The organism is Nocardia sp. FDAARGOS_372 (assembly GCF_002554515.1).
Lineage (GTDB): Bacteria > Actinomycetota > Actinomycetes > Mycobacteriales > Mycobacteriaceae > Nocardia > Nocardia farcinica.
On record NZ_PDDW01000001.1, the window covers coordinates 5,588,025 to 5,609,096 of the forward strand.

A 21,072-nucleotide genomic window follows, 5' to 3' on the forward strand; every position below is an offset into this window, starting at 1 on the left:
TAGGCGCTGATGGCTGAGCTGCCTGGTTATCTCCGGTGGCTGGAGTGGGTCGCGGGCTCGGACTGGCCCGCCGGTGAGCCCGAGGGGATGTGGGGGATCGCCGACGACTGGCGCACGGCCGCCCAGGGGTTGCGCGAGATCCTCGACGACATCGACGCCGCCAAGAGCGCCTCCCTCGCCGCGTATCCGCAGGGCGAGGGCATCGACAAGATGGTCACGATGTTCGACGACCTGCGCAGCGGCGATCAGTCGCTGGAAAAGCTCGCCGAGAACTTCGACCTCATCGCCGAATCCGCGGACGGTGTGGGCACCGAGATCGAATACGCCCAGCTGATGATGATCACGTCGCTGGCGATTCTGGCGGCCGAGATCGCGGCCGCGTGGATCTTCCCGCCGACCGCGCCCGCCGTACAGGCCGCCGCCATCGGTGTCACCCGGGTGGGTATCCGCATCCTGGCCCAGCAGGTGATGAACCGGATCATCCAGTGGACGGCACGCCTGGTCGGGCGCAAGGTGGCCACATTTCTGGTGCGGCACATGGCCATCGACACCTTCATCGGCACTTTCCAGGAAGTCGGCATCCAGGCCTACCAGGTCGAATTCGGCCGCAGGCCCGACATCAACTGGGAGCAGGTCGCCGTCACCGCCGTCAGCTCGGCGGCGGGCGGCGCGGCGGCGAGCCCGTTCGGCGACTGGATCGCCAAGAAACTGCCCGACGCCATGCCGAATTGGCTCAGCGGCGCGGTCACCGGTGCCACGGCGGGCGCGGTGGGCGCGGGCGCGGGTTTCGCCGCGAGCGTGGCGACCCAGTTCGGCATCGACGCCTACCAGGACGGCTGGGACAAGGCCTGGGAGAACGCCAAGAACACCGAGTTCGACCCGCGCATGCTCACCGCGGGCGTCTCCAACGGTGCGATGTCGGGTGCGAGCCGGGCGATGGCGGACGGTTTTTACCACAACCGGCATCCGGAGTGGTATCCCGCGCCGTCGCAGGACCCGCCGCGTCCCGAACCGAGGATCGGCGGCACGCCACCGGGATTCGATCCGGCGGGCAACGGCACCGACCCGGGCGGCACCGGCAACGCCGACGGCGGCCACACGAACGGCACCGGCCCGGTGGGAGGCGATCAGAACGGCACCGACCCGGCGGGAAGCACCGGCGCGGGCGCCGACCGCGCCGGGATCGCGCCGGAGACGACCGCGCCGGGAACCGCCGCCCCCGAAGCGGGGCCGGCCGGGGAACCCGCCAGCCAGACCTCGCCCGCGGCGGGCGCGACACCGCCCGAGACCGGCGCCGCCGACCCGACCACACCGCGGGGGGAGGGGAGCACCGCACCCGCCGACGGGGAGACCGCGCCGGGCCGCGCGGCGGACCACGCCCCGCAGGACGACGGCGACACAGGCACCCGGGGCGAGTCCGACGGGCCGGGCCGGACCGACGCGGACGGCCGTCCCGCCGAGGGCACCGACACGGCCGGCGACGGGCAGCGCGCGACCGATGGGGAAGCGACGCGGGACGGCTTCGACCCGTCGACACCGGGCGACCGCGCCGCGACCCCCGAATCGGCAGACGGCGGCGCCCGGACCGCCGCACCGGAGGCGAGCCCGGCCGCATCACCCTCGGATACGGGTGCCGCGCCGGGCGCCGACGCCGCAGCCGCCGCGCCTCGGCCCGACGCAGCACCGGAGGCGAGTCCCGTCGCAACCCCCTCGGACACGGGTGTCGCGCCGGGCGCCGACGCCGCAGCCCCTCGGTCCGACGCCGCCGCGGAGGCGAACCCGGCTGCGATCCAGTCGGATACGGGCGCGCCGCGCGCCGATACCGCCCCCGCCGACACGGCCGCCCCGCGCGACGCAGGGCACCCGTCGACCTCGGTACCCGAAGGACGGACCGGCGGCAGCGCGGACGGCACCGCCGCCCCGCGCGTCCTCGACGGGACCGCGCCCGCCCGGCCCGACAGCGCACCGCAGCCGACCGGTACCGCGTTCGGCTTCCCCGGCGCCGCCCCGATCCCCGCCGCGACACCGCCACCGCCGGGCGCTCTCTCGGCTGCCGCGCCACCGAGCGCGGTCACACCCGGCACCGGCGCCGTACCGGCGAGTTCGACACCTGGCACCACCCCGGGCACCGGCTCATCCCCGGCGGGATCGCTCGCCCAGCACACCCCCGGCCAGCACGGCACCGACCGGCCGAGCGCCCCCGGGGAATCCCGCCAGACGCCCGGCCCGGCGGCCCGCCCGTCGGCCGCACCGGCGGCCCGCGCGGGCATCGCCGACGGCACCTCGCCGTTCGGCCGCGAGGGCGGTGTGCAGGCCCGGCACGCCGACGCACCGGCGCCGCTCGCGGAACGCCCTGTTGCACAAGATGTTTCCTCCGAGGACGCCGAAAGCGTCCAGGTGCCGCCGGAGGGCATGCTCGCCGTCCCGCCGCTGGTCGCCGACCTCGCCGCACCGCGCGCGGGCCGCACCGACGGCGCCGACCGCCCGGCGTCACGCCCCACCCCCGAGGACAGCGACCGCGTCGCGGGCGACGACCGGGCGCGTCCGTCGCGCGCCGGCACCGACGCACCCACCACCCCGCGCGCCGACGATCCGAACCGGGACGGGGGCACGTCGAGCGACCCGGATCGCGTCGGCGCTCCCCACCACGATTCCGATCCGGCCCGGCGCGGCCGGTGCGCTCCGCTGTCGCTGGGCGAGATCGCCGACGCGACCGGCAGCACGTCCATCCGCGTTCCCGAGGACGTGGGCCCGGAGGGATTGTCGGCCGCCGAGTTGGAGCACTACGCGGGGGGCCGGTTGCACGGCGTGCCCACCCCGGCCGACCCATCCGCACCGCGCCACCAGGCCCTCGCCGACCTGCTGCTGTCGGAGGACAACCCCGCCACGTGGGCGCTCGTGGTCGACGAATACCGCGGGCCGGTCGACGAATACGGTGTCGGCGCGCACGCCTACGTCCTCTCGGTCCAGGTCGATCCGGCCACGGGCGCGCGCTCGGTGGTGGTGAGCGACCCCGCCACCGGCGTGCGCCGTGGCTTCCCCCCGGTCGTGCCGCCGGAGCTCGGCCGTGTGCACGCGATCCTGTTCGACGCGGGCGGCCATGCGCTGCCCGAGGACGCCGCCCATCCGTTGGCGGATCTCGTCGGCGAGGGTGGCGCGCGCATCGGCCGCTCCGCCGACGAGCACCGCGATCAGATCCGCGAACTGCTCGCGCTGACCCCCACCGGCCGCGACATCCTGGCCACGCTGGACAGTGGGCCGGTGCGCGACGCCTACGAGCGCGGGGCCGAGGACGGGCGGGTCGGCTCGTTCCGGCGCGGCGCGCTGGCGGCGGTCGCGTTCACCGAGGGCAACAGTCATCTGCGCCAGGCGTTGGCGTTGGCGCACGAGTCGGTGCACGCCCAGCGCTTCGTGGACGGGCAGACCGCGCACACCCGCGACGGCATGCGGTCGATGAGCCGCGACGACTACGTGCGGGCGATGATCGAGGAGGAGGCCGCGGCCACCGGCAGGCGGTTCCAGTTGGCGCGGGAGCTGCGCACGCTGGGCTTCGACATCCCCACCAACCAGTTGGAGGCGGTCTACACCGACGCCTACGAGCGCGCCGAACTCGGTCTGTCGCGCTCGGAGCCGGAGCTGCCCCCCGCCGAGGTCGCCCGGATCGCCCACGAGGTGGCGGTCGACGCGCTGCGCGGCCCGTTGGCGGACTACGAGTTCGACAACGGCGTCACCTACACCCGCTTCTACGGCGAGGCATGGGACCGGGTGCGGCTACCACCGGCCCACGGCGCCGACGCGCCGACCGCGGACCTGGTGTTCCGGCCCACCGATGCCGGCGTCGTGCAGGACCTGCGCCGCGCCGTGCTCGCGCTGCGCGCCGACCTCCTTGCGCTGGAGGACATCTCGCAACGGTTGACCGCGCTGGCCGCGACCGTCGATGTCGACGCGACCGCGCCGCGGCAGGTGTTCGACGCCAGTATCGCCGAGCGGCTCGCCGATCTCGCCGCGGGCGGGCGGGCGAGGGACAGCGATCCGGCGCGGGCCGCCGAACTGCGCCGGGTCGAACACGATCTGCGCACCCTGTCGGGTCTGGCCGACCAGCGCGACGCCGCCCAGCGGGCGGTGGACGAGCGGTCCCGTGACCTCGGTCTGCGGGCCGCGCGCGAGTACGTGCACGCGCGCGCCGAGTCGACCACGGACGCGCGGGTGCTGACCGACCAGATCGTGCTGGTCCCGGGGGAACCCGACCGGGTGCTCGTCGCCGCGCCGCCCGGAGAACATCCCGCTGTTCTCGACGGCGCCCGTACCGATCCGGAGCTGGCCGCCCTGCTCGACCGCGCGGAGGTCGAGCCGTTCGAGGTGCGGGTCGACAACGACGGCCGCGTCTTGCTCGACGCCGTCGATCCGCGGGCGATGCCCGGCGTCGACCCGCGTCCGAGCCCCGAGGGGTCGGCCGATCGGCCCGAAGACGCGGTGGCACCGCGGGATCCGGCGGGAGCGGCGGCCGATGCCCGCATCGCCCGGGTGCGCGCCGAACTGGGCACCACCGAGGTCGGGCGGTGGGCCGACGACGTGCTCGACCGCGCCGGGGTGCAGGTCGTCTACGGTTCCGACGGCGCGGACCGCTACCTGCCCGCCCGACGCACCCTGCGCCTTGACGTCGGAGCCACCGACGCCGAACAGATGGTGGCGCTCGTGCACGGCGCCATCCACGCCGACACCGCGCACGCCCGGGACACCCCCGGTGGTGCCCGGGAGCGGATGCTGCTGCCGCGAGCCGAGTACGTCGGCCGGATGCTGGACGAGGAGACCAGGGCGCACGCGCTCGAGATCGTGGCCCGCCTGCAATTGCGCGCGGCCGGGCACGACCTGCCGGTGACGGACCTGGAACGGGCCTACACCCGCGCCTTCGATGCCGCCCGCGCGGCCGCCGTCCGCGAGCACCCCGACGCGCCCGCCCACGACCTCGACCGGCGCGCCAACGAGGCGGGCCTACGGGCACTGCGTCCGCTGGTGGCCGACCTGCCCGCGGATCCGACCGGCATCACCTACGGCGAGGCCTACGGCGCGGATTGGGATCGGGCACACGGCATCCGCCCGTTCGACGCCCTGGTGCGCACGGCGCTGGCGGCCGGCGAGGTGTCGGCGCAGATGCGGCACGAGGGCACCTCGGTCAACAGCGCCCGCCGGGTGGAGCTGGTCACCTTCGCCGACGGCACCCAGCTGATCCGCAAGACCATGATCAACTCCCGGCACGCCGACGCCGAGCAACTGTTCTCGGCCCTGGCGCGGGCGGTCGGTGCGCCGGTGCCCGAGGCGTTCCGCGCCGGACGCAACGTCGTCTACCTGCGCCCGGTGCCCGGGGTGACCGCGCACCAGCGCTGGCCGGGCTTCCTCGACCCGCACGAACTCGGCGCGCTGGACTCCGACGCGGGCCGCGCGCTCGGCCTGGCCGACGCGCTGGCCGGGGTGCCCGACCGCGATGCGAGCGGCTGGATGGTCGACTCGGACGGCGGCATCCACGGCATCGGCAACCACCGTGCCTTCGAGGGCACCGTCACCCCGGCGACGCTGAGCCCCTTCGCCTCCCATTTCCTGCGCGCCACCGCGAACGGCGCCCTCGAACCTGTCGAGCATCCGCTCACCGATCGTGAGATGGCCGATCTGCGCGAGCGGGTGGCGGCGCTGCGCCCGGAGTTCGAGCGACTCGGCCGCCCCCGCTGGCTCGACGGTGCGCTCGCGACTCTCGACGCGCTGGCCGAGCACGCCCGCCCCGCCCCGCCGCCCGACCCCGGGCTGCCGGTCGACGCGGGCGAGGACGACCTGGTGTATGTCAACCGGTACGGCGGGACCGGCCGCCACGGCATCTCCGGTGTGGTCGACGCCGACGGCGTGCTGCACTACGAGATACGGGCGGGCCGGGCCACGCCCTCGGGCCGGGAGATGTTCGCCGACATGATGCGCGAACTCGGGCACGCGGTCCGCGCCATCGAGGACGACTGGTTCGCCGAGGGTGGCTTCGACGACCAGCTGGCCACCTTCAACGCGGCGATCCAGGACACCTTCGCCACCCCCGAGGAAGCGGCCCTGTCGACGTTCACCGGACGTCTGGCGGCCGAACTCGGGTTCACCCGAGTCGAATTCGGCCCCGACGGACTGGAAGGCCCGCTGGGTGAGAACACCGCTGTCACGGTGCGATTCCTGCGCCCGGAGGAGGCGTTGCCCGCGCCCGGCCTTCGTCCATCCGAGGGCGGCCGGACCGACAGGCCGCTCGGCATGCCGCCGTTCACCTCGCGCGACACCGACAACCCGACGCGCCCGGTCGACCGCGACCGCGGCACCGACGCCGTCGATCCACCGGAGTTTCCCGCCGAGCACGGAGCCGGCGATGCCGATGCCGACCGGGCCGCCGCCGCGCAGCAGCGGCGCGCGGAGCTGGACCGCCTGGCCGCCGAACGCGACGCCGCCGTCCGGGACCGCGAGCACGCGCTGGCCGCCGGGGACCGCGAGCGGGCCGAAGCCGTCCGGGAGCGGATCGACCGGTTGGGCGAGCAGATCGGCGCCGCGATCGAACGGGACGCGCTCGCCGGGGTCGATGCGCGGCCGCTCACCGACCGGGTCGGTGTCATCGACGGCGCGCGGCCGGTCGTCGTGGTCGCCAACCGCGGGGGCGCGGACGTACGGGCGCTGCTCGCCGAAGCGGCTGGGCGAAACCCCGAGCTCGCGCGGCTGCTCGCCGATCCCGAGGTCACGGTGCGGGAACTGCGGATCGACGAGTCCGGCCGCGTCGCCGTCGTGCGAGTCGAGAACCCCGGGCCGGCAGGGCGTTCCGACGACCCCGGGGCACCGTCCACCCCGGCCCAGACGCCACCGCTCGCCGCGGACGGCGGTGCGGGCAAGCCGCCCTCCGAACCGCCGGTGTCGGCCGGACCGGACCCCGGCGAGCCCGATCCCGGCGCCGGATCGACCGGGCGCGACTGGACCGCGGACGGCCCGGCGCGGACGCACCAGCCGACCACCGACCGGGCCCGGCGGGACCTGGCCGGGGCGGGGGAGCGGATCGCCGATGCCGTCGCGACCCGCCGGATGGCCGAGGAACGCCTCGCCGACCTCGCGTGGCAGGCGGGGATCGACCCGGATGGGCGCACGCCCCACCAGCTTTCGCGACTCGCCGACGACCTGCTCGCCGCGGCCGAAGCACGCGTCGAAGCCTTGCACGGCCGGACCGCGGTGCCGCGCGAGGAGATGGTCCGGTACTTCGACGAGTTGCGGGCGGCGCAGGCGGAGCTGGGCCGGACCGTGCGCGCGGTCGGTGCGTTGCGCGCGGAGGTCGGCCGCTGGACGGCCGCGGTACGGGCCGAGGACGAGGCCAGGACGACGGCGGGTGTGCTGGCCGCCCGCGATGTACTGACCGCCGAGGGCACGCGGATGATCAGCGAAGGCGTCGGCCTCGCGCCGGACGGGCAACGCGTCGTGGTCGCCTCGCCGCTGACCCGGCCGGACGCCGTGATGCCCGCCGAGGTGCGGCGCATGCTCGCCGACCGCGGTGTCGCCGTGGACTATCGGCTCGTGGCGGTGGACGCGGCGGGCCGGGTCACCGTGACCGACCTGCGCCCGCCCGCGGCGGAGGCGGAACCGGCCACCGGGCCGGAGAGTGCTCGACCGGACCCCGCCCGGTCCGCCGCCGAACCCCGGCCGCGCGTGCGGCAGCCGGACACTTCGGTGGAGCAGCCGGTCCGTCCGCGACCTGCCGAACCGGATACCGATGTCACCCCCGAGCCGACCGCGCCGCCTGCGCGACCGGACGGCGGCCCCGACGACTACGACGCGCTGCTGCGCGACCGGGCGGCCCTGGCGTCCGAGCGTGAGTTCTGGCGGGCGAAGCGGGACGATCGGGCGGATCGGTTGGGTCTGGCCGATTCTGATCGGGAGCTGGGTCCGGACCGGCTGGAGCCGACGTTGCAGCGTTTGCTCGGTGAGGTGGTCGGTATTCGGGAAACCGCGGGGACCGGTGAGGAGTTGCCGGGGCGGACGTCGGAGCTGGTGGGTTCGGCGGAGCTGTCGCAACGGCGCGAGCGGATCTTCCGTCTCCAGGACGCGGCGGAACGGTTCATCGCCGCTTCCGACGCGCTGGCCGAGCTCGACCGCCGGATCGCCGCGCTCGAAGCGGCGAGCGCGGGTGCGGGCAGACACCCCACCGCCGAGGTCGCCGCCGAGCTCGACCGGCTCGGCCGCGAACGCGCCGGACAGGTGCTTGCGCTCAAGCCGTGGCGGGTGATGCGTGACGACATCGCGGCCCGGCTGCGAGTCGACCCGGACCGGTTGGGTCCGGAGGATCTGCCGGCCACGCTCGACGAAGTGGCGAACCGTCGGGTGCGCGCGGACGAGATCGAGTTGCGGATGCGCAACCTGCGGTTGCTGGCCGAAGCCGCCGAACAGGTGAATCGGCGGGAGAACGAGATCGGCCGAGTGCAGGACCGGATGGCCGAGCTCGCCGGGTCGGCGCGGGCGTTGTTCGACGCCGCCGGCGCTCGTCCGATCACCGATCGGGTGGGGTTGGTGGACGGGCCGAATCCGCGGATCGTGGTCGTCGGTCCGCGCGGGCGGTGGGATGCGCCGTTCGCCGATCACGACGCGGCGTTGGCGGAGGCGCTGCGCCGGAGCGGTGCCGTGGCGCAGGCGATGGTGCGGCCGGAGACCACGATCGAGTACCGGCAGATCGTCGCCGACCGGGACGGCACCTGGCGGCCCGTCGATCTCGCCCCGCCGCGCCGGGAGTTCATCGATGCACCGCCCAGCAACGGCAGGCCCGGCATCCACCTGACCCGCTGGCGCGACGGCGACGGCGAATGGCACCACGTCGACGCCGCGCGGCCGGACTGGGACACCGGCCGGGACGAGAGCGGGGCGCCGAAGAAGTTCGAGCCGCGTGACCTGCCCGAGGGGGTGAGCGGGTGGGCGGTGAATCCGTTCCAGGCCGCCGTGGTCGACCCGTTCGTCGACCCCTCCGGCGGCACACCCGCGGGCGCGATCAACGAATCGTTCCTGCCGACGATCCCGGGTGGCATGCCGCCCGGCGACATCCCCAGCTACTCGCTGCCGTTCGCGGACGCGTTCTATCACACGATGCGGATCATTCTGGAGTCCGCGAAGTTGTCGGGCTTCACCTGGTACAGCGACAGCGAACATCCCGGGCGGATTCGTCCCGGCTTCAAAGGACATCCGTGGTTCCGCGCCCCTCGCGCGGACGTGCAGCCGATGGTGCGGGAGTGGAATGCCGCCGACCGTATCCCCGACGACGGCAACCTCACCCGCCCCTTCCTCGACCGCCAGGAGGCGGCGCGGCAGCGATGGGCGCGGGTGCAGGCCTGGGCCGACGAGCAGTACCGGACCTTCCGCGCCGACGACAGCGACATCACCCGCATCGCCGACAACCTCGCCGACCGGGCCGCCGCCGACCGGATCGCGCACGCGCGGGAACTGATCGACCGCGTGCGCGCGGTACTGCGCGGCGACGCGGAGGTGGACGCGCTGGTCGACGACCTCACGGGCGCGCTGGCCGACGAACGACCCGGTGACGCCGCCCGCCTGGTGGCCGACCTGCTCGACGTGGTGGGCAGGCCGATGGACCCCGCCGACCACGCCGAGGTCACCCGACTGGTGGCCGACCAGCTGGCCGACCGCGGGCCGACCTTCACCGCCGAGGACATCGAGCGGATCAAGAACCACCTGATGCGCGACGAGCACCTGATCCGCGATCCGCACGACGGCACCCTCGTCCGCAGGCCGCTCGATGCCGTCGCCGACGTCGCCGAAGCCTGGCATCGCCTCCTCGCCGGCGAGCCACTGCCGCAGGACATCCTGCTGCTCCAGGACGCCCGTGCCGAGTCGGACTTCCTGCGCGACAACCCGATCGCCACCTGGCGCGACGCCAACCAGCACGCGATCAGCCTCGGCTACGACTGGAACGCCGACCGGCCACCGCTCACCGACTGGCGCGCGAACATCCCCTACGCACCCGCACCGGTCGGCCCGCAAGCCCCGCCCGCCGCCGGACCTCCGGCGAGCAGGCCGGAGTCGCCGGAGGGACAGCCCGACCGCCCGCCCGCCTCGCCGGCGCCAGCCACGCCGGAGCCCCCGGACGATTCGGCTTCGCCACCCCATCCCGAGGCCGAGGCGACGCGTCCCGAACTTCCGCCGGCGCCGCCCGAGCTTCCCACCTCGCGGGCCGAACCTCAGCCGACACGGGGCGAACGCCCACCGACGCAACCGGCTCCGACCCCACCGGTTCCGGCCGAGAGCGCAGGCGTCTCCGAGGCCCGTCCGGATACCGCGCTGCCCGCGGCCGTCTCCGACCCGGTCGAGGGCATGCCATCGGCGGACGACGGACGGGCGAGCGCCGCACCCGCGCGGTCGCGGCCCGTGGTTCCGGAGGAAACCGGCTCGCCCACAACGGAATCCAATGGCGGTGCGGGTCGCCCGCCGTCCGATCCGCCGACCCGGGGCGCGCCCGACCCCGACGAGCCCTCGGAGTGGTTGCGGGCGCGGTTGGCCGAGCAGGAGGAGTGGAACGCGCGGATGCGCGCGGAGCTGGCCGAGTGGGCGGCGCGGATGCGCAACGGTGCGGTGGCGCGCGAGTTCGAGGGCATCCAGCGCGATGTCGACGACGCCTTCGCCGCGATCGATCGGCGCCTCGCCGAGCAGCGCGCCGACGAACGCCGCCGCAACGACGAGTTCTTCGACGAACTACTCCGCCGAGTCGCTCTGCCCTGGGCGCCGGCCGACCCCGCCACCGAGGGACAGGTCGATCCCCGCCGCGGCTCCGAGGACGATCCCGACAACCGCGCGGAAACGCCCACCGGCGGCGAGCATCACACCCGGCACGACGGCGCGCACCACCCCGAGCGCGGCGGCCATCGCGACTATCCCACCGACCCGGAGGACGGGACCGACGGTGCCGCGGGCCATCCCGCGGACCCACCCTCGCGTCCCCCCGCCGCCCCGTCCGCCGCCGCCCCGGAGTCGGTCCCAGACCATGTGGCGCCGGTATCGGAGGACGGACGGTCCACGGGCGAACCGGCGGCGGGTGACAGCGCCGAGCGGGACGGTCCCGCCGCATGGTCGCCGGTCGGGCCCGGACAGGAGGTCGCGCCACCGTCGGAGGCGGTGGCGCGGGAGTTGCGCGCGCTGGGTGAACGGGCCGCCGCGGCGGCCGCACGCCGCGCGGATATCGAACGGCAGCTGCTGCGGCAGGTGGGTGAGCTGCCGATCGATCGCGCGGATCTGTCGGTCGAGGAGGTCGTGCGCGCCGCCGAAGAGCATCTGCGCGAGGCCCGCGCCCGCGAGGACGAGCTGCGCGACCGGTGGGATGTGGCGCTGGACGAGGTCGACGGGCATCAGCGTGCGGTGGCCGAGGCGGCCCATCTGGCCGACCGGGCGGGCCGGGTGGTCGAGGCGATCCGTGCGGCAATGCGAGAGCGTGCCGAGGCGATCCGCGCCGAACACGACGCGCGGATGACCGCGGGTGTCCTGGCCGCGCGTGCGGTCCTGGACGCCGAGGGTGTGCGGATGATCGGTGAGGGCGTCGGACTGTCGCCGGATGGCCGCCGGGTCCTGATCGCCTCGCCGCTCGCGGACCCCGGCGCGCTGTTGCCGCCGGAAACCAGGGCGCTGCTGGCCCGCAACAACGTCGAGATCGACTACCGGCTGGTGGAGGTCGACGGGACCGGCCGGATCACCGCCACCCCCATCGCCCCGCCCCGCACGCCGGAAACCTGGAGTACGCCGGAATCCACCGCCGAGGCACCGCCGAGCCGGGAGCCGGACGAGCATCGCAGCCGGCTGCGGGAGCAACTCGACGGTCTGCGCGAGCGGCGCGCCGAGGCGGCGGACCGGGCCGAGCGGCTGCGCGACGAGATCGCCGACCTCGCCCGGAGCACCGCCGACGACCCGACCACCGACGCCGCAACCACCGAGGCCGACGTCCTCGACCGGCGGGTGCGCGATCTGGCCGAGGCCGAAGCCGAGGTCGCCCGTCTCGACGAGATGCTGGACTACCTGCGGACGGCCGCCACCCCGGACGCGGACCACGAAGCCCTGCTGCGGGAACAGGCCCGACTGACCTCCGAGCGTGAGTTCTGGCGGGCGAAGCGGGACGATCGGGCGGATCGGTTGGGTCTGGCCGATCCTGATCGGGAGCTGGGTCCGGACCGGCTGGAGCCGACGTTGCAGCGTTTGCTCGGTGAGGTGGTCGGTACTCGGGAAACCGCGGGGACCGGTGAGGAGTTGCCGGGGCGGACGTCGGAGCTGGTGGGTTCGGCGGAGCTGTCGCGACGGCGGGAGCGGATCTTCCGTCTCCAGGACGCGGCGGAACGGTTCATCGCCGCCTCGGACGCGCTGGCCGAGGTCGACCGCCGGATCGCCGCGCTCGAAGCGGCACGTGGTCTGCCGGATCGCTCGCGCGCCGCGGAGGTCGCTGCCCAGCTGGAACGACTCGGCCGGGAGCGGGCCGGGCAAGTGCTGGCGCTCAAGCCGTGGCGGGTGATGCGTGACGACATCGCAGCCCGGCTGCGGGTCGATCCGGACCGGTTGGGTCCGGAGGATCTGACGGCCACGCTCGACGAAGTGGCCGGTCGCCAGGTCCGTGCCGACGAACTCGAACTGCGCGCCCGCAACCTGGAATTGCTGGCCGAAGCCGCCGATCAGGTGAATCGCCGGGAGAACGAGATCGGCCGGTTGCAGGACCGGATGGCGGAATTGGCGGGAGCCGATCGCGAGATCTTCGATACCGCCGGTGCGCGCGGCATCACCGACCGGGTGGGGTTGGTGGACGGACCGAATCCGCGGATCGTGGTGGTGGGTCCGCGCGGCCGGTGGGATGCGCCGTTCGCCGATCACGATGCGGCGCTGGCGGAGGCGCTGCGGCACAGTGCCGCGGTGGCGCAGGCGATGGTGCGACCGGAGACCACGATCGAGTACCGGCAGATCGTCGCAGACCGGGACGGCACCTGGCAGCCGGTGGATCTGCCGTCCCCGCGCCGTGAATTCGTCGACGCCCCACCGCGTAACGGAGGACCGGGTATTCACCTGACCCGCTGGCGCGACGGCGCCGGCGAATGGCACGAGGTGAACACCTCGCGTCCGGACTGGAGTACCGGCCGGGACGAGAGCGGGGTGCCGAAGAAGTTCGAGCCGCGTGACCTGCCCGAGGGGGTGAGCGGGTGGGCGGTGAATCCGTTCCAGGCCGCCGTGGTCGACCCGTTCGTCGACCCGTCGAACGCGCCGCCCGGCGCGATCAACGAATCGTTCCTGCCGACGATCCCGGGTGGCATGCCGCCCGGCGACGTGCCGAGCTACTCGCTGCCGTTCGCCGACGTCTTCTATCACACGATGCGGATCATCTTGGAGTCCGCGAAGTTGTCGGGCTTCACCTGGTACAGCGACAGCGCGAATCCGGGCCGGATTCGGCCGGGGTTCAAGGGGCATCCGTGGTTCCGCGCGCCGCGGCCGGATGTGCAGCCGATGGTGCGGGAGTGGAATGCCGCCGACCGCATCCCCGACGACGGCAACCTCGGCCCCGAGTACCGCGCCCGGCAGCAAGCGGCACGCGAGCAATGGGCGCGGGTGCAGGCCTGGGCCGACGAGCAGTACCGGATCTTCCGCGACATGGGTGACGACGATCTCGCGGCCATCTTCGACAACCTCACCGAGGCCGCCCGGGCCGACCGCGCCGCCCGGGCACAGGATCTGATCCAGCGCCTGCGCGAACTGGCGGCCCAGGACGACCCCGATGTCGAGGCGATCATCGCCGAACTCACCGGGACGTTGCCCGACGAACAACCCGGCGACGCGGCACGGCTGGTCACCGACCTGTTGGCGGTGGTCGGCAGGCCGGCCGACGCGCTGCGCCCCGACGAACTGGTCGAACTCGTCGCTCAGCAGCTGGGCGCCGACGAACCGGAGTTCACCTGGGAGGAACTCCAGCGGATCAAGAACCATCTGATGCACGACGAGCATCTGATCCGCGACCCCGAGGACGGCACCCTCGTGCGCCGCCGCCTCGACGCCGTCGCCGACGTAGCCGAGGCCTGGCACCGCCTCATGAACGGCGACCACCTACCCCAGGACCTGCTGTTGCTGCGCGACGCCCGTGCCGAGTCGGACTTCCTGCGCGACAACCCGATCGCCACCTGGCGCGACGCCAACCAGCACGCGATCAGCCTCGGCTACGACTGGAACGCCGACCGGCCACCGCTCACCGACTGGCGCGCGAACATCCCCTACGCACCCGCACCGGTCGGCCCGCAAGCCCCACCCACCCGCCCGACCCCGCCCCCAATCCCGCCCAGCACACCGGGCAATGCCGCGTCACCCGGCCCCGGCGCGGACCGCACCCGTCCAGCCGACACGGCTCCGCACCGACCATCGGAGGCGGCGACCACCCCTGCCGACGACCCGTCCGCACTGTCGCCCGAGGTCACCGGCGACGGCGGCGAGTCCGGCCCGCAGCCAGCGCGGCCGGACGGGACCATCCGTGCCGAAGACCGGGCCGCCTTGTCACCGGAGGGCATAGCCGACGATGGCGAGTCCGGCTCACGGCCAGCGCGGCCGGACGGGACCACCGACGATCGGGCCGCCCCGTCGCCCGAGGTCACCGGTGAATACGGCGAGACCAGCCCAGCGCGGCCGGACGGGACCATCCGCACCGAGGAACCTCCCCCCGACGAGGACGAGGGCGACGACCCACCGGCCGCCGCGCCGCCCGCGGGGCCGCCGTCGCAACCCCCGGCCGCCCCGCCGGCCGCCGGTGACCGGGGAGACCCCGGGGACGAGGGCGATGCGCACCGCGCGCGGGAGTCCGCGACCACCGCGGAGTCCACGGACTCGGCGTCCCGGGTCGCGCCGCCGGAAGCCAGGGGTGCCGATGCCTCGTCGGAGTCCACAAATCGTGTCGGCACGTCCGAGACCACACCGGTCGATCCCGCGCCGGAGCCCCGGCCTGCCGCGCCGACGCGGCCGGCCGCCGACCCGACTGCACCCCCCGCGGCCGACACGCAATCGCAGCGGCGCGACGCGGTGCCGAACCGGCTCGCCGCCGACATCGAAGCGGCCGTCCGGGAACGGGACGCCGCCCGGATCGCGGGCGACGATCGGGCCGTCGAGGCGGCGACCGAGCGGATCGAGCGGCTCGCGGGCGCCCTGCTGACGGCCAACGCCCAGCACGCGCTACGGGCAGCGGGCGCGCACCTGGTCGGCTCGCGCGTGGGTGTGCTCGGCGGTGAACCGCCGCGGTATCTCGTCGCCGGATGGGGTGGTGCGGACACCGGCGCCGCGCTCGCCGATGCCCTGGCCGCCGACCCGGCGCTGGCCGAATTGCTCCGGCTGCCCGGCGTCGAGATCCGCGAATTGCGCCTCACCATCGACGAGAACGGCGCCATCAGCGCTCACCTCGTCGACCCGCCCGCGTCCGCAGCCGATCGCGGTGATCAGACGGCGGATCGCGACACGGTCGGCCAACCACCCGCCACCGCACCGGAATCGGACGCGCCACAACGCGACCACACCCGCGTCGGAGCCGGGGAACCCGCGAACCCCGGGGACGATCCAGCACGTGACAGCGCCGACGATCCCGGCGCGCGCGACTCCGCCCAGGCCGAGGCCCGCCGGGCGCACGCGGAAGCCCTCGCCCGCCGCGACGAGCTGGCGGCCCGGATCCGGGAGCTGGGGGAGCGGTTGCCGATCCGCGAGCCGGAAGCACTCGACCCGGACCACATCGCGGCCACCGTGCGGGAACTGTCCACCTGGAACTTGTCCGAGCCGGACCAGGTCGCCGCACTGGCGGAGCTGGTCGATCTGGTGCCGGGCTTCCTCGAGGCCCACGCCGATGCCGCCCTGCTGGCCGCCCGCATCGGCCTGCTCGACGACTACGACCGGTTGCTCGCCGAGCACAGGGAGTTGGTGCGGGAGCGCGAGTTCGTCCGCGCCAAGGCCGACGAGCGTGCCGAACACCTGCTCGGCACCGACGACCCGCCGTGGACCACGCGCGACTCGGACAGCCGCGACGACGCCATCCGCGCCCGCTACGCCGAGGCGCGCACCGATCTGATCGACATCCCCGCCGGACCCGACGAGGTCGGTCACCAGGAGCGCAGGCTCGCCGACCCGGACGACGTGCGCGAACGCCGTCGCGCGCTGGAGAAACTGATCGAGACCACCGGTCGCTTCGACGATCTCGCCGAACAGGTCAGGCAGGTGGAACAGCGACTGGCCGACCTGGAGAACGCCGGCATCGCGCAATACCGCCCGCCCACCGCCGAGGTCGCCGACCGCCTCGACACGCTGGCGCGCGAGCGTGCCGCCGAACTACGCCGCATCAAACCGCGCCGCGCCATGCGCGACGATCTGGCGCTGCGCCTGGGCGTCGTCGACGACACCGGCGCACCCGACGAGCCCGCGCTGAGCCGCGATCTCGACCGCACGCTCGCCGACCTGCGCGGGCGGGTGGCCGCCGACCTGCGTTCCGGCGCCCTGCCGGTGAACGAACTGCCCGCGCGGTTGCGTGCGATCGCCGCGCTCGCCGACGCCGCACCCGAGGTGGCACGGGCGCACAACCGGATCGGCCGGCTGCAGGACGAGATGGCCGGACTGGCGGGTGCGTGGCGCACGCAGATCGAGGCCGAGGGCGGACGGATGGTCACCGACCGGGTCGGCATCGTCGAGGGCGAGCGGCCGCGCATCGTCGTGTTCGGCCCGCGTCCCGACCCGGAGTCTCCACGGGCCGAACACGATCGGGCCTTCGAGGCCGCGCTGCGCACCGCCGCGCCGGTGGCGCAGGCCGTCGTGCGCCCCGAGACGACCGTCGAATACCGGCGGGTGCTCGCCGACCGCCGGGGCGAGGTGCGGTCGGAGACGATGCCACCGCCGGAGGTGGAGCGGTTGTCCGCGGGCGGTGTCGGCGGCCGTCGCCTGGACATGACCCGGTGGCGCGACGCCGAGGGCACCTGGCATCCGGTGGATCCCACCCGGCCGGACTGGACGACCGGACGCGACAGCGGCACGCTGCCGAAGAAGTTCACGCCCAAGGACCCGCCCGACGGCGTCAGCGGCTGGGCGATGGAGGACGTGGTCAACGACATCACGCTGCCCACCGACGACGTGCCGCCCGGCCAGATCCCGGAGAGCACGCTGCCCGTCAACGCCCCGATGGCGCCCTCGCAGTACAGCACCGCGGGCGTGCCCGACGGCGCGACGGTGTTCGGCCAGCACTGGGGCGCCGACTCCTACAACGTGGTGCGCCTGATCCTGATGGCCGCGCAGGTGCCCAAACACCCCGCGGTGCAGGCGTGGATCCAGCGGCATCCGGAGATCGGCCGCTGGGTGCAGGCCAGGCCGTGGTTGCGGCACATCCCACCCTTCGGCACCGTGTTCCGCGACTACCAGTGGTTCGCGCCGCCGGAACGCAACGTGCAGCCGATGTTCCGGGCCTGGGACGTCGCCGACCACGCCCCGCCCGCGGAGCGGGTGGACATTCCGGAAGGACTGCGCGCGGAGTGGGACCGCGAGGTCGCCGACTGGCAGCGCGTGCAGGACTGGGCCGACGCCGAGTACGAGCGGTTCCTCGCCGACGACTCCGATGTCGACGCCATCGTCGAGGGCCTGGACGCGCATCGGCGGGATCGGCAGCGGGAGCTGGCCCGCGAGGTGGTCGACGTCGTGCGCGCCGAACTGGTCGACAGCCACCGCGGTATCGACCCGGTCGGCGACATCGACGCGCAACTGGCCATGGTGGCCGCCGACATCGATCGAGTCGCCGCCGACCTGGCCGACCGCTTCGCCGCCGCCGACCCACCGGCCGTGCGGTCCACGGTCGAGGACATCAGGGAGCTCCTGCTCGCCCCGGACCAGCCCGCGAGTTTCGCGGCCGAGCTGCGCCCCGGCGAGACCCCCGAGGACGCGATCGCCCGCCTGCTCGCCGAGCACATGCGCGACGACGTGCCGGTGTTCACCCGCGAGCAGATCCAGCAGATCAAGGACCACCTGATGCGCGACGAGCATCGGGTGCGCGACCACACCGACCCCGGCGGCGGCTACGTGCGCCGCCCGATGGACCGCCTGGCCGACGTGGCCGAGGCGTGGCACCGCCTGAGCACGGGCAGGCCGCTGCCGCAGGATTTCGTGCTCCTGCGCGACGCCCTCGCCGAATCGGAGTTCCTGCGCCGTCATCCCACCGCGGGCTGGCGCGAGGCCAACACCCACGCCGTCGGCCTCGGCCACCACTGGGACGCCGACCGCCCCCCGCTCACCGACTGGCGAGCAGGCATCCCCTACGCCCCCGCACCCCTGCCCGTCGACCCGGGCTGGACTCCGCCGGGTGAACGCGGCACCGCCCTGCCCGCCCCCGACGGACCCGAAACCGGGCCGCCCGGCGGGCGCTCCGCCCAGCTCCCACCCGGCGAGACCGCCCGGCCCGGCGATCCCGCGACCGACGGCGCCCCACCACATCCGGGCGACCGCCGGGTGTGGCCGCCGGAGCCGCCCACGCCACGTGATTCCGCCGACACCGAGGCCGACGAGTCCACGACTCAATCGAGGTCGCCCGGGCCCCCCGCTGATTCCCAACACAGCGACCCGATCACCGAAGCCGATGCGCCGCACCGGCCGGCGGAGACGCCGTCCCCCGAGTCGACGACCGGCAGCGGGCAGTTGTCCGCCGACGAGGGGCACCGGCAGGCGCGGGACCGGGTCGACGGCGCCGGGCCGGTCGGTGGCCGCGGGCCCGGCGAGGTGCCGGATTCCGCCGAGGGACCTCAGGTGCCGGACGGCGGGGAGCCGGGCGACGCATCGGCGACGGAGGGCTCGGCGGCACCGCGGACCGGGTCCACCCTCGGTGCCGAGTCCGAGTCCGAGTCCGAGTCCGAGTCCGAGTCCGAGTCCGAGTCCGAGTCCGAGTCCGAGCCCGGCGTGCGGCACGACGGTGATGATCCGGACGGTGCTGCTGGTCGGCGGTCGACGGGGCCGGACGCTGAGGAGGGTGCTGTCCGGTCGGAGGGCGACATGCGGACCGACGGTGATCGCCGCTCGGACGGTGCCCCCTCGGACGGTGCTGCCCGGACCGACGGTGACGCCCGATCGGACGGTGACGTCCGCCCGGACGGTGACGCAGGGACGGACAGTGACGCAGGGACGGACGGTGACGCAGGGACGGACAGTGACGCCCGTCCGGACGGTGACGCAGGGACGGACAGTGACGCCCGTCCGGACGGTGACGCACGGACGGAGGGAAACGCGCGGACGGAGGTTGACGCGCGGACGGAGGTTGACGCGCGGACGGAGGGTGACGCGCGGACGGACGGTGGCGCGCGGACGGTGGGTGACGCGCGGACGGAGGGGAACGCACCGCCGGAGGGGGATGCCCGCCCGGACGGTGACGCACGGACGGACGGTCAAACCCGCTCGGAGGGTGACGCCGACCAGGGCGGCCGTGCTCGAGGCGCCGATGGGGGTCCGTATGAACCGGGCACCGGGGAGAGCCCCGCGGCGTCCCGTCCACCGCGGCTGCCGGGGTCGTCCATGCGGTCGCACATCCCGCACCCGCCCAAGGACCACGACATCGAGTTGCCGCCGACCGGGATCATCCCGCCGCGGGACCCCGGACCGTGGCCGTTGCCCGACCCGCCCACCGAGCCCGGTCCGGGCGATCCGCCGCACGACCCGCCGCACGATCCGCCGGGTTCCGATTGCCCGCCGACCCCGCCCGCCACGGACTGCCCGCTGCCGCCCGCTGCGGACTGCCCGCCGCTGCCCGGCGCGGACAGTCCACCCGCGCATTCCACGCCGGTGCCCCCTGCCCCGCCGACACCCGACCCGTCGTGCCCGCCGGCCCCCGCCGAGCCGGACCCGCCCTGCCCACCCGACGGCACCCGACCGCCGGACCAGCAGCTCCCAGCCGACACCTGCCCGCCTGGTGGGTGGTCGCCGGGTGAGGTGCCGTCTGGTGGGTGGTCGCCGGGTGAGGTGCCGTCTGGTGGGTGGTCGCCGGGTGAGGTGCCGTCTGGTGGGTGGTCGCCGGGTGAGGTGCCGTCTGGTGGGTGGTCGCCGGGTGAGGTGCCGTCTGGTGGGTGGTCGCCGGGTGACGTGCCGCCCGGTAAATGGTTCCCCGGCGAGGTTCCCCCCGATGGTTGGTTCCCCGGTGCGATCCCGCCCGGTGACCGGCCGTCGTATCCCGGCCCGACGGGACCGGGCGACGTGCCCGGTCCGGGCCGGCAACCGCCCGCGAACGGTTGGCAGCCGCCGCACGCACCGCAGCCGAACGGCGCCCCGCCCGGTACACCGCACACGTCGGACACTCCCGGCCGGTGGAACCCACCGGATTCCTGGCTGCCGCCGGGCGCGGGACCGAACGGTCCGACGTCCGGCGCCACCCCCGGCACCGGCGCCCCCACCCAGGGCGGCGACCGGCCGGACCGGTGGCCGGCGAACGGCTCCGGCGGATGGCCGCACGGTACGCCGACGCCCCCACCGGTCCAGGACCAGAGCCACCCCGCGACGGCGGCGCCGATGATGCCGCCCGGTGTCCCGGGCATGCCGGGGGCGAGCGCGCACCCCGCGGGCGCTGCTCGGCGTCGTGGCGCCGACGGCTACCGTCCCCCCGATGCCGCCGAACCCACCACGCTGCTGGTCCGCCCGCATTCGGGTTTCGGCGTCTCGGCCGAGTTCGACCCGGAGACCGGCGCACTCCAGGCCACGTCGCTGCGCACGGGTGTGGAGTCCGGTGTGTACGGCGAGCTCGCCGGCGTGCCGGTGGTGCTGTACCGCCACGACTCCCGGTTGCGGGCGCGGGTCGGGCAGCAGAGCATCGATCTGGACGGCCCGGTGACGGTGAACTGGGTCGCGGGCGCCCAGCGGCAGACCACGTTCACCATCAGCGCGGGGGAGACGGTGCTGTGCACGCTGACCTACCGGACGGTGCCCGCCGAACTCGACATCGGCCGGTTCATCCGCGAGGTCTGGGCCGATCCGGACCGGCGTGCGCGGATGTTCGCCTGATGGCGGCGACCGGCCGAGCCGATCACC

1 protein-coding gene is annotated in these 21,072 nt (G+C 74.8%); it reads left to right on the forward strand.

From position 1 onward, the window contains the following. The first annotated feature begins 9 nt into the window (after positions 1 to 9). Positions 10 to 21,045 (forward strand): hypothetical protein, encoded by a 21,036-nt coding sequence (locus CRM89_RS26115; RefSeq protein WP_098086549.1) that lies wholly within the window; start codon positions 10 to 12, stop codon positions 21,043 to 21,045. The last annotated feature ends 27 nt before the right edge of the window (positions 21,046 to 21,072 follow it).